At 43.3% G+C, this 10,557-nt stretch carries 14 protein-coding genes and 1 pseudogene; 14 read left to right on the forward strand and 1 reads right to left on the reverse strand.

The features are described from left to right. The first annotated feature begins 398 nt into the window (after positions 1–398). The 10 genes from ACP2WE_RS25770 (at position 399) to ACP2WE_RS25815 (ending at position 5,903) form a co-directional block, all read left to right on the forward strand. A complete protein-coding gene (locus ACP2WE_RS25770) occupies positions 399–932 on the forward strand; it encodes a zincin-like metallopeptidase domain-containing protein (protein WP_425218382.1) in 534 nt (177 codons plus the stop codon). Positions 933–993: 61 nt separating this feature from the next. After that, positions 994–1,326, forward strand: a complete 333-nt coding sequence (locus ACP2WE_RS25775; protein WP_425218383.1) for a DUF3768 domain-containing protein — start codon at positions 994–996, stop codon at positions 1,324–1,326. 25 nt (positions 1,327–1,351) lie between these two features. Further along, positions 1,352–1,618: a hypothetical protein gene (locus tag ACP2WE_RS25780; protein WP_425218384.1), complete on the forward strand. Its 267-nt coding sequence runs from the start codon at positions 1,352–1,354 to the stop codon at positions 1,616–1,618. Positions 1,619–1,672: 54 nt separating this feature from the next. Next, on the forward strand, positions 1,673–1,969 hold the full coding sequence (locus tag ACP2WE_RS25785) for a hypothetical protein (RefSeq protein ID WP_425218385.1): 297 nt from the start codon (positions 1,673–1,675) through the stop codon (positions 1,967–1,969). After that, positions 1,966–2,514: a DUF1071 domain-containing protein gene (locus ACP2WE_RS25790; RefSeq protein ID WP_425218386.1), complete on the forward strand. Its 549-nt coding sequence runs from the start codon at positions 1,966–1,968 to the stop codon at positions 2,512–2,514. Before ACP2WE_RS25785 ends, ACP2WE_RS25790 begins: the two co-directional genes overlap by 4 nt. Positions 2,515–2,651: 137 nt before the next feature. After that, a complete protein-coding gene (locus ACP2WE_RS25795; protein ID WP_425218387.1) occupies positions 2,652–2,930 on the forward strand; it encodes a hypothetical protein in 279 nt (92 codons plus the stop codon). A 437-nt stretch (positions 2,931–3,367) separates the two neighbouring features. Further along, the gene (locus ACP2WE_RS25800) at positions 3,368–3,757 is read left to right on the forward strand and encodes a 6-pyruvoyl trahydropterin synthase family protein (RefSeq protein ID WP_425218388.1); all 390 of its coding nucleotides are present in this window, start codon (positions 3,368–3,370) and stop codon (positions 3,755–3,757) included. Between the two features lies 1 nt (position 3,758). After that, the gene (locus ACP2WE_RS25805) at positions 3,759–4,517 is read left to right on the forward strand and encodes a DUF6884 domain-containing protein (protein WP_425218389.1); all 759 of its coding nucleotides are present in this window, start codon (positions 3,759–3,761) and stop codon (positions 4,515–4,517) included. Between the two features lie 160 nt (positions 4,518–4,677). Then, a complete protein-coding gene (locus tag ACP2WE_RS25810) occupies positions 4,678–5,391 on the forward strand; it encodes a hypothetical protein (RefSeq protein WP_425218390.1) in 714 nt (237 codons plus the stop codon). A 128-nt stretch (positions 5,392–5,519) separates the two neighbouring features. Further along, positions 5,520–5,903 (forward strand): DUF433 domain-containing protein, encoded by a 384-nt coding sequence (locus ACP2WE_RS25815; protein ID WP_425218391.1) that lies wholly within the window; start codon positions 5,520–5,522, stop codon positions 5,901–5,903. On the opposite strand, the gene ACP2WE_RS25820 is transcribed toward ACP2WE_RS25815, so the two are convergent. Then, positions 5,883–6,779 carry a DNA sulfur modification protein DndB gene (locus ACP2WE_RS25820; protein ID WP_425218392.1) on the reverse strand — a complete coding sequence of 299 codons (897 nt, stop codon included), beginning with the start codon at positions 6,777–6,779 and terminating at the stop codon, positions 5,883–5,885. The two genes, ACP2WE_RS25815 and ACP2WE_RS25820, sit on opposite strands and share 21 nt — an antisense overlap. A gap of 108 nt (positions 6,780–6,887) precedes the next feature. Between ACP2WE_RS25820 and ACP2WE_RS25825 the strand changes: the two genes are divergently transcribed. The 4 genes and pseudogenes from ACP2WE_RS25825 to ACP2WE_RS25840 all read left to right on the forward strand — a co-directional run. Then, positions 6,888–7,172 carry a hypothetical protein gene (locus ACP2WE_RS25825; RefSeq protein WP_425218393.1) on the forward strand — a complete coding sequence of 95 codons (285 nt, stop codon included), beginning with the start codon at positions 6,888–6,890 and terminating at the stop codon, positions 7,170–7,172. Positions 7,173–7,259: 87 nt separating this feature from the next. Further along, positions 7,260–7,604 carry a hypothetical protein gene (locus ACP2WE_RS25830; protein ID WP_425218394.1) on the forward strand — a complete coding sequence of 115 codons (345 nt, stop codon included), beginning with the start codon at positions 7,260–7,262 and terminating at the stop codon, positions 7,602–7,604. A gap of 246 nt (positions 7,605–7,850) precedes the next feature. Next, entirely contained in the window at positions 7,851–9,752 is a 1,902-nt protein-coding gene (locus ACP2WE_RS25835) for an AAA-like domain-containing protein (RefSeq protein ID WP_425218395.1), read from the forward strand. 56 nt (positions 9,753–9,808) lie between these two features. Next, positions 9,809–10,435, forward strand: a pseudogene (locus tag ACP2WE_RS25840) (AAA-like domain-containing protein); the annotation flags it as partial. Between the last annotated feature and the right edge of the window lie 122 nt (positions 10,436–10,557).

Here is a 10,557-nt window from a genome sequence, read left to right on the forward strand (position 1 = left end):
TTAGGGAAAAGGTAGACCAACTTCTAGCAGAATTAACTCCCCAAGTTATAGCATCGATTACTGGATATCCTTTCATTTTGGAAGCCCTATCTGTTGCCAATATAATTTAAATTGGTATAAACACACTTCTACACGCCATCCCAGCGGTCAGCCGTTTATATGTTTGTGCGATCGCCGCTCGAACGAGTTCCATCTAAAGCGATCGCTCCTAGAATTGCCCCTATTTTGTAGGTTTCAGCCAAGCTAAAGAGCTAGGCTGGAAGCTTGCCAAAGGCAGCAAATCGACTTGGCTGCGTTGGGGCGGAACCGTAGCAAAAGAGATCGAGAACGAAGAAACGGGAAAATCTAGCAAGCAATTTTACAATGCTTGTAAATGGCTGAATGTCTTTCATGTCAGCATGTTTGACGATTCCGAAGCCAAGGTAAAGATTGCCGATAAAATCGCAGTTTTAGAAGAGAAACCCATGGAGATTAACACGGATGCTAGGCTCGCGTCTGCGGACAGTTTTATCTCAGCCACTAGAGCTAAGATTAAGCATGGTAATAGTGGCAGGGCTTTCTACGCTCCCGCAGTCGATGCCATTATGCTGCCTGAGTTTTCTCAGTTTACAAGTGCTAGCGGTTACTATGCCACCGCGATCCACGAACTTACCCACTGGACGGGACATAAAACCAGATGCGATCGCGATCTGTCGGGCAAATTTGGCAGTAAAGCTTATGCCTATGAGGAATTGATCGCCGAAATTGGTGCGGCTTTTACCTGTAATGAGTTTGGGATTACAAACGAGATTGAGAATCATGCAAGCTATATCGATTCGTGGATTCAAGCGCTGAAGAACGATAAGAAGTACTTCTTTAAGGCGGCAGCGGAGGCTAGAAGAGCTAGCGAGTATCTACTAGAAATTACTGCCGAGCGCTCGGAAGCCGCTTAAACATTTCATGGCTTGGGCAGTGCCTCAACTGCCCTTCTCTAAACATTACCCCTAGAACGCGATGACAACTTCCACACAAAATAAAATCGCCGAGCTTAACGACCGATTCCGCAAAGACTTCTCTTTGGGAATGTTGCAACTATCTAACCGCGTTTCTGCAATGGATGCATCAAAGCTGACTGCACTGACAGAAGCGATCGCAAACTTCGATAACTTCACTCAAGATAACGACCCTTGGGGAGAGCGTGACTTTGGCTCTATCGAACTTGAAGGCGATCTGCTGTTTTGGAAGATCGATTACTACGATCTGCAACTTGAGATGCACAGCGAAGATCCGTCTGATAGTAGCAAGACCCATCGCGTTATGAGCGTCATGTTTGCCAACGAATATTAACTACACACACCAACGAACGAAAAATATGGAACCCCTATTTATTGCTAGCTTAATTGCCAGCCTGCAAGCGCCACTATCGCCTGCGGTTGTAAATCGCCTCGTGAAATGTGACGACCAGCTCAGCCACCAACAAACCTCAATTGAAAAGACTAAGTTTTGGCAGTGTATCGATCGCATCGGAGTCGATCGGGCGTTGGTGACCGATTGCCGAGATAAAAACCTCACAGTACCTTATTGGGAAGCAACTCGACAGGAGCGGAAAGCCTACCGAGAATGTTTTAAGCAATCCTAGGAAAATTGCGCGATCGCGGGAGTCGCGCCCCGCTATCTCTCCCCTAGAACAATTATGAGAATCAAAACCGCATCAGTGACCTACAGTCGAAAGTTTAACTTGGGCAATTACGAAGCCGCAGAAATATCCGTATCGCTTTGGTCTGAGATCGATCCAGAAGAGAGCGAAGAAGGTGTTATCGAAGCTTTGTTTGCACTCTGCAAAGAACAAGTCAAGAAGCATATCCCACCCAGCTACAAACGCACGAACTCAAATCACACAGTTGCTTTTACGAAGTTTGGTAAAGCAATATCAACGGATGAAAATCTAGCATTCGATCCCTTGGATCTCAATGAGGAGGAACGACCGTGAATAGCAGTAATGTAGTTTCAATTAATCAGCCACAAACCGAGAAAAAGCAGCGACCAACTCAGCCTAGAGAATGGACGATCGCTCAAATCACGGAAGCACTCAGCCGCAGGTTGCCAGAAAAATTGTTAGACACAAAAAAGCAAGGTGGGGCGACGCTTGCATTTATCTCTTGGTATAAAATCCCTCCCGTTTTGGATAAATACGCGCCTGGATGGACTTGGGAAATCAGACAGATAAACCACAGCAGCGATCGCGTGTTTGTGATGGGGCGTTTGACAATTCCCACGGTAAACGGCGATGTCTGGCGAGAGGCGACGGGTACGGAATTGCTGAAAGAAGAGAAGCCGATTTATATCGACCATCCCGAAGGCGAACTAAACCAGAAAGGGGAGGTCAAGAAGATTCCTTTATGCGACGAGCTGGGGCGGATTGTCACCGAGTCTAAAGAGGTAGCCTACGGCGACCCTAGTAGTAATGCCGAGGGTATGGCTTTTAGGCGTGCCGCTGCCAAGTTTGGCTTGGGGCTATATCTCTATGAAAAATAGCGAGCGAGGCATCAATTTAAGCAATACCCAGAATAACTAGAAAGGAGATTAGAAGGGCGATGCCCCTATGCCGCCGAGCAGTTTGAATCACTTCATCTTGTGTTAAAACTATCATGATGCTACTAACCAAACAAACCATGACAGCGACTGAAACGCCAGATGTCTTAACAAAGCGGCAGATTGACGCCATAAAGCAAATAGCGATCGACAAGTGGGGCGAGGACAAATGGTTAGCTAGTTTAGTCAGAAGTTATGCGGTAATAACTGGAGCCGATCCACGTAAGCGTTACGCTCAAATTTCTAGGCTGTTTGAAGAGGGTAAAGATTGCAACCTCTCAACATTAAACGGTTTGTTGCTTGCGGTTGATTGCCGACTGAAGCTTGTTTGCATTGATGTGAAAGAGAAGGAATTTTGAAAATTTCTACGCAGTTGACCCCGGAGGGCAAGCTATCTGTTTTGAAGGTCAGTCTAGATTGAAGGATCGCCAAAGCGATCGTAATTTCAGACAGATCGCCCAACTTGAATCAGCACTGGTGTTCCTAGTTTTTGGACTTTGATAAAAGTTGAAGCAAAAAATGGATGAACGCCACATTTCTGGGAATTGGATGCGTGTCAAGAGGTCAACTGCGATGCGGTCGGTTTACGTTTTTGGTGCGGGAAGAGTTGCGAGGTGGGCGGATAGAAGCGAGAGGGTGCGCTATCTGAGGAAATGTGCTAGAGCAGCGATCGCGTTCTTGACTGGGCTGACTAATACCAAATTTGTTATTTGTTACTCAGGAACTTGTAGAAGGTAGCATAACAGCCAAACCTACCTATTGTTGAAATGCAAAGCTCAGTGTAATCTAACAAACTATGCCTAAATGGAAACTAGCCACAGAATTTAGTTTTGACAGCGCTCATTACATTGAGGGCTATATAGGCCCATGCGGACGAATGCACGGACATACTTACAAAGTCAAGATTGAAGTTGTCTCATCTAAGTTATACCCTTCAGAATTTTGTCCACACTCTGTTATGGTGGCTGATTTTCGTACGTTGCGTTGGGCAAAGCGTGATAGTACGGTTGGCGGACTCGATCGCTGCGTACTTAATGAAGTTATGCCTGAAGGTTATGCTACAACAGCAGAGATGATTGCTAAATTCATCTATGACAAGACTAAGGAAATGCTGTCTGAAGATATTAAGCTAAAGGTTTCAGTGTCAGAGACACCTAACTCTTGGGCTGAGTACGAGGATGATTGAAATGACCCAGCCTCGCCTCTTAATTGTTACGTCCTGCACGGGTGAAAAGAAATATAAGCCTGAGAATCAATTGACTCTCAAGGACTTTGAGGATCGAAAGCGATTGGCTAAGGGTGAAAAGAAGCTAGCGCAATCTATGTGTACTGCGGGAGAAATGTATACGGGAATGCAGCATTTACGGCTGATGGAAGGTGTGAATTTGCTGCGCCAGTCACTCGGCAAAGAAGCTGTGGATCTGAATATTCTTTCTGCTGGCTATGGGTTAATTCCTGAAGATCGGGCGATCGCACCGTATGAAGTCACCTTTAATGGCATGAAGGGGCATGAGGTTGATGCTTGGTCAAAACATTTAGGAATTCATACTGCTTTTGAAAAAGCCGTTCGAGAGTACGATCTGGTGTTTTTATTATTGGGGGAGAATTACCTACGATCGCTTGCTCTGCCCATATCCACGCGCTCGGATCAGACTTTCATATTCTTGGCTTCCCCAAGTAGTATGAGATGGATTGGCGATTTGGATGCGAAGACATTTATTTTGCCTCTCTCTAACTCTGATGCAAAGCAATATCGCTATGGCTTAGTTGGGCTGAAAGGCTTTCTATTCAAGAAGTTTGCAGAAGTAGCTGCTAAAGATGCGAACTGGTTCGCTAAAGTCTATGACACTCCTGAATACTTTGAAGAAGCGATCGCTTACGTGACGGGGACGGTTGCTGGCGGTAAACAGTTCGAATTATCTCTGGGAATAGCTAGTGTTAGCTAAAAATGCCATTAAACCAGCACTTATGCTTCTTCTCTAAAATGCTTATGAAAACCTGCTATTCAATCTTCTACATATCTTGTGGTGTAATATTAAGCTTTGTTTATGAAGTTTCAATCTTATTGAATATCAAGATTCTCAAATCTACTAGCTCTAAACCATAATGATTGTAGAAGACTTAGATAAGAAATTACATCTATGGAAAAACTTTTGCCTAGAATATGTAAATCCTAAGCTTGGAATTCCATTGTTTGAAGTTAATAATGAGGATTTGGTTGTTAATACCAAAGGATACGGGAAAGATGCTAGGGTTTTGCTCAAGCGTTCTATCTCAATGGAAGCTCTTGTGATAGATGAAGTTAACAAAGTCCTAATTGATTTTTCTCGCGGAGGAGAAATTTATGAGGGATTAATATACATGATGTATTGGCTTGAGAATGAACAAATAATACCGTTGTATATTGGCAAATCAGAAAAATATGGAAAGCAAGGTAATAATCTCTCAGCGAATATTGCAAGCATAGCCAGTAATAAGGGATTCTTTTGCCGATGGGGAGATAACTATGCTTATCATATTGGCGATCTGAGCGCGATAGTTTGTCCAGGGCATCTACTTTCCAAGCAAAATCAAAAATATCGTAAGTGGGCAAGTCGCTTATTTAACTCTTATCCCTCAAATCATCCACAGTTGAGAAAAGAAACATACTTTTGGATTCACGCTTGGGAGAAGGATAAAGTCGGGATCTGGATAGAGTATGGGCATAGCCCTCTGACTGCTTTAGAATATCATCTGATTTCAGTAGCAAGTGTTGCATTCTCTGATGTTCTTCTGAATGAAGAAGGAGTTAATCGGAGAGTAAAAGATGATAATTCGTAGATTCAAGCGGTACTTTATGTGATTTCGTTTGTCGCCCTCTATGAAAATTCTGACGGTTTGACGGTAATCGGCATATGCATACGAGTTAAGATAATAATTGAAGACATAGTAAGAATTGCGATCAAAGCATGACAGCTTATACACTGAATCTGCCTGAACAGTTGAAACAAGAAGTTGAACAATTAGCCCAGAGCCAAAGTATTTCGCTTGACCAATTTATTCTTTTGGCAGTGAGTGAAAAGGTTAGCTCCTTGAAAGATTCCTTTTCTCAAATTACATCCCGTCAGGGGGCAAGCGGTCAATTCGAATCAGTTGTAAAAGGTACATCCCTCAGAGTTCAAACTTTGATAATTGCAAATCAGAAGTGGGGAATGTCTCACGCTCAGATTGCCGATGAATATAACTTGTCTGAAGTACAGGTGAAAGAAGCTCTAGCATTTTATGAAGTTCATAAAGACCTAATAGATACTGCGATGACTGCCGAGCAATCCTTAGAGGCTGCTAATGGCTAGGCTCAAACTTGAACATCCCAGAGTTTGAAATGTCACTGCTGAAACGACTAAGGATTCTTGCCGTTGGCGATCGCGATCTTCCTTACTTCTCGTTTCCCAAGGACTCTTGGGCAAAACGCTGGCTACTGCCACCCAAAAAGCCTCAGCCCACTCAGTCAAGCGATCGAGGTCTTTCTTTGACCTCAAGTTGGGAAACATGCTCTTGGTTGCGCTGACCAATGTGGAGAGAGTTAACAACTTGGGATTATGCGTACCTAAGCCATTCTCAATCACCTCAACGTTATCTACAAACTGAGGCACGCGCTGCATTAATTCTTTCGCAATTTGAACGGAAGGCGATCGCCCGTCAAATAAATGGGATAAAGACACTCCCGGTCTTTGCGCTAACAAATTCTGATCTCGAAACGCCTGTCGTTCCAATTCCAGAGGTAAGCCAGCATAGAGCAATACTCCAATTTCTAGTTTAGAAACCATAGGCAACTCTTGCAAACGCTCTGACTGTATCTGCTCGATCGCCTTGCGAATCGCGCAGCAGCGGTGCTGTCCATCCGTCAGGCGCATGGTGACTTCATGGTAGGGCAAAGCGATCGCGCCATCTTTATAAGTGGGAATTGGATGGACATTCAGGCAAATTGGTGGGAAAAACGTGCTGCCTTCTGGATAGGTCTCAAGAATATATTGCGCGATCGCCTTAACTCGGACTGGATTTAGTTTGCGTTGCGCCAGATCTGGCAAATTGGTTTCATTGGGAACATAAAGCCTGCCATCCGTAAGCAATCTTGCAATATCGCTGAAGGTCAAACTGGCGATATAGCTCATTTGATCGCTTTGTGGTCCGCGTTGCACGGGTACGCCCCGAATTATCAGTTCTAACATTGGCTCCTTACAATCTCAATACATGGCGGCATTTATATCATTTAGCCATACAATTTAAGTATGTATGCATGTATACATGCTAGCAGATATTGAAGCAAGCTCACTATAATGCTGCAAAATCTTATTTGCGATCGAAACTTGACTTCCACAATTCGCATACCCACAGAAATTTATGAGGTTCTTCGTCAGATCAGGGTTGGTCTGGAGAGCGAACATCAAAGTGCTGCGCCTGCAATGCAAGATCTAGCGACTGTTGCATTTCGACATTTTATCGATGACTGGAACGATCCCCAAAAGCGAGAAGTGCTGCTAGCAGAATTACTAGAGAATCGAAAAATAGCTCGCACAAACATGGGAAAGCCTAAAGTAGATAAATCGTCACGAGTAGGCTAGGCATGTTCTAAACAGTATCAAAAAGAATCGTCATTCCCAAATACCCGATCGCACTCATTCCCAACTCAATTCGATGACCCAATACATATGTCTAAACCACCACTCCCCCAGCCCCAACTCGATCGCACCCCAATCACCTCCGACCAGTACTTCGAGTACACCCCCGAAAAACTAGAGCTATGGAGTGGATTCTATAACTATGGAGGTCAAGACATGACAGGCTTTTACCTTGCCATCCTAACCAATATGGGACTGCGTGAAGCCGTTAGCCATGTGCCGATTGCCAAGTGGTTAGAAGCAATTCAAGAAATCACTTTGCAAAACCCCAAACTCAACTTTGATACTGAGAAGGGCGAAGCCTATCTCAATCGCTTGAACCGAGGGTTAGAAGACTTGAAAGCTGTTGCAGCCTATTTGGAAGAGCAGAGTTAAAGGCGGTCTCTTTTTGAGTAATTTCAAAGTTCAGTATGTTTTGCTGCCCTACCCAATTTTCGCATGGGTGCTCCGGCATCCCTACTTCCCCCAAAAATCTTTACCTCAAATTCACATTAGATTTACCTTGAAATACCAAGTAAATTACTTTGTCGATGAACTTACGGTAGAAATAAAGTGCTTTTGATAAAAATCTATACTTTCCGCTAACCTATAAAAACCTACTTAATTTACATAGGCGAAAATATGACTAGCTCTGAAATCATTCTCGCCGGTCGATATCAAATTATCAGCCCGCTAGGTGGTGGTGGTTTTGGGCAGACTTTTTTAGCAAAAGATAACCAGCTACCAGGCGATCCCTTTTGCGTGGTGAAGCAACTCAAGCCTAAGTTCGAGAATCCACAAGATTTAGAGATTGCTAAACGCTTATTTGAACGCGAGGCAAAGATGTTGCATCATTTGGGTGGTCACGACCAAATCCCCCGACTGTTTGCCCACTTTGAACAGGATGGCGAGTTTTATTTAGTACAAGAGTTTGTTGAAGGACAGGCACTTAGCAACGAAATTATTGAAGGAAAGCAATGGAGCCAAGCCGAAGTCATTGCTTTCCTTCATGATAGTTTACAAGTCCTTGCATTTGTTCATAGTTCTCAGGTGATCCATCGCGATATCAAACCTGCCAATTTAATGCGACGCAGTAGAGATCGCAAAATTATCCTGATTGATTTTGGTGCAGTAAAAGCATTGGGGACAAAGGGAACGCCAAGAGCTTCCAACGAACAGACCTCAACTCACACAGTAGTAATTGGTTCGCTGGGTTATATGCCTAACGAGCAACTTGCAGGAAATCCTCAATTTAGTAGTGATATCTATGCGATTGGAATGGTTTGCCTGCAAGCATTGACTGGTCTTAAAGACTGTCTAAAAATCCCCAAAGACAGCCGAACGAGCGAACTGATTTGGCAAGATCTCGTGCATTCAATTAGCCCACAACTCACTGCAATCATTGATAAGATGGTGCGCTATGACTATCGGCAACGCTTTGAGAATGCCATAGTCGCCTTAAATGCTCTATCTGGCATTTTTGCCAATTGTAACAAGACAACAGTCATTACAAATCTAGAGCGCACGCAGCATATAGAAGAACCAGATGGACAGGTTGCAATAAATTCTACCTTTTATGTAGACCGCCCTCCCATCGAACAAGACTGCTTTGAAGCGGTGACAAGATCTGGATCTCTTATCCGCATTAAAGCACCGCGTAAAATGGGGAAATCATCGCTTTTATCGCGAATTTTAGATTGTGCTAAGGAACGAGGCGATCGGGTTGTGCATCTGTATTTCCAGCAAGCGGACTCAGATGTGTTTGGTAATCTTGATTCTTTTTTGCAATGGTTCTGTGCAAGTATTGCGTCGGAGTTGGAAGTTGAAGAAAAACTAGATGAATACTGGAAAGGCATATTAGGCAGTAAAAACAAATGCACAAAGTACTTTCAACGATATCTTCTCGCAGAAAGCAGTACACCACTTGTGCTGGGATTGGATGAGGTAGATCTGACATTTCAATACCCTGATATCGCAGCCGACTTTCTAGGATTACTTCGAGCTTGGCATGAGAAAGCAAAAAACGAAGAGATTTGGAAGAGGTTGCGCCTTGTCATTGTCCACTCAAAAGATGCATACATTCCTCTCAATATTAATCAGTCGCCCTTCAATGTAGGAATTCCCGTTGAACTTCCAGAGTTCACGCGATCGCAGACAGAAAATCTGATTTGCAAACATAATTTGCAATGGAATAATACGCAAATAGAATCACTCATCAATTTAGTAGGAGGGCATCCCTACTTACTAAGACTTGCTCTTTATCAACTCGCACGCAATCGATTGACATTAGATCGCCTACTCAACGAAGCTGCAACTGAAGCTGGAATATACGGAGATCATTTACGTAGACACCTAGCAAACATCGAGGAGGATTGTACGCTTGTTGCGGCGATGAAGCAATTATCTTCTCAACGAGAAAGTGTTCGATTAGAGACGGAAACGGCATTTACTCTGCGAAGTATGGGATTAGTAAAATTTCAGGGCAATAATGTAGTGCTTACATGCGATCTCTATCGTCAGTATTTTCAAGATCGCTTAAAGTAGAACGCATCTATTAACCATCCATTGATTTTTGATATTTATCACATTGAGGAGAACATATGAGTTTGGAGTTTCAGGTTGGTGGAAGTTTGCCAGTAGATGCGCCCACTTATGTATATCGTCAAGCAGATTTAGATTTATATGATGGGATAAAGAGAGGTGAATTTTGTTACATTCTCAATGCTCGGCAAATGGGGAAATCAAGTTTGCGAGTCCGTACAATGAAAAGATTGCGAGAGGAAGGTTATGCCTGTGCTTCTATAGATATAACAGCTATTGGTACGACTGGTATAAGCCCCGAACAGTGGTATGCAGGCATAATTGACTATCTTGTTGATAGCTTTGAACTTTACAATACGTTCGATCTAGATTCTTGGTGGCAAAATCAAAGTCTTCTTCCAGCAGTTCAACGCTTTGCAAAATTTCTAGATTCGGTACTTTTAACATCAGTTTCTGGTGAGATTGTCATCTTCATTGATGAGATAGATAGCGTTCTAAGCCTTGGTTTCAATCTTGATGATTTTTTCGCTTTAATTCGTGCGTGCTACAACATGCGGGTAGACAAAGCAGATTATAGGCGTCTTATCTTTGTAATATTAGGTGTAGCAAGCCCTTCTAGTTTAATTCAAGATAAACAGAGAACTCCTTTTAATATTGGCAAGACGATCCACTTAAATGGCTTTAAAGGGGAGCATCTCAATTAGGCACTGAGCAAATATACTTAGGGGCATAGAAATAACCGTTGAGGTAAGCACAACGATGCTTCAAGACTTGAGCAACATTGTGACGGTTCCATTGAGCACCAGAA

It is taken from the genome of Tumidithrix helvetica PCC 7403, from assembly GCF_965232925.1.
GTDB lineage: Bacteria > Cyanobacteriota > Cyanobacteriia > Pseudanabaenales > Pseudanabaenaceae > Tumidithrix > Tumidithrix helvetica.

Coding starts and splice junctions, on each gene's coding strand:
- ACP2WE_RS25780 (WP_425218384.1), top strand. CDS start 1,352: ATGGAACCCCTATTTATTGCTAGCTTAATTGCCAGCCTGCAAGCGCCA.
- ACP2WE_RS25775 (WP_425218383.1), top strand. CDS start 994: ATGACAACTTCCACACAAAATAAAATCGCCGAGCTTAACGACCGATTC.
- ACP2WE_RS25810 (WP_425218390.1), top strand. CDS start 4,678: ATGATTGTAGAAGACTTAGATAAGAAATTACATCTATGGAAAAACTTT.
- ACP2WE_RS25820 (WP_425218392.1), bottom strand. CDS start 6,779: ATGTTAGAACTGATAATTCGGGGCGTACCCGTGCAACGCGGACCACAA.
- ACP2WE_RS25835 (WP_425218395.1), top strand. CDS start 7,851: ATGACTAGCTCTGAAATCATTCTCGCCGGTCGATATCAAATTATCAGC.
- ACP2WE_RS25795 (WP_425218387.1), top strand. CDS start 2,652: ATGACAGCGACTGAAACGCCAGATGTCTTAACAAAGCGGCAGATTGAC.
- ACP2WE_RS25830 (WP_425218394.1), top strand. CDS start 7,260: ATGTCTAAACCACCACTCCCCCAGCCCCAACTCGATCGCACCCCAATC.
- ACP2WE_RS25805 (WP_425218389.1), top strand. CDS start 3,759: ATGACCCAGCCTCGCCTCTTAATTGTTACGTCCTGCACGGGTGAAAAG.
- ACP2WE_RS25770 (WP_425218382.1), top strand. CDS start 399: ATGTTTGACGATTCCGAAGCCAAGGTAAAGATTGCCGATAAAATCGCA.
- ACP2WE_RS25800 (WP_425218388.1), top strand. CDS start 3,368: ATGCCTAAATGGAAACTAGCCACAGAATTTAGTTTTGACAGCGCTCAT.
- ACP2WE_RS25825 (WP_425218393.1), top strand. CDS start 6,888: ATGCTGCAAAATCTTATTTGCGATCGAAACTTGACTTCCACAATTCGC.
- ACP2WE_RS25785 (WP_425218385.1), top strand. CDS start 1,673: ATGAGAATCAAAACCGCATCAGTGACCTACAGTCGAAAGTTTAACTTG.
- ACP2WE_RS25815 (WP_425218391.1), top strand. CDS start 5,520: ATGACAGCTTATACACTGAATCTGCCTGAACAGTTGAAACAAGAAGTT.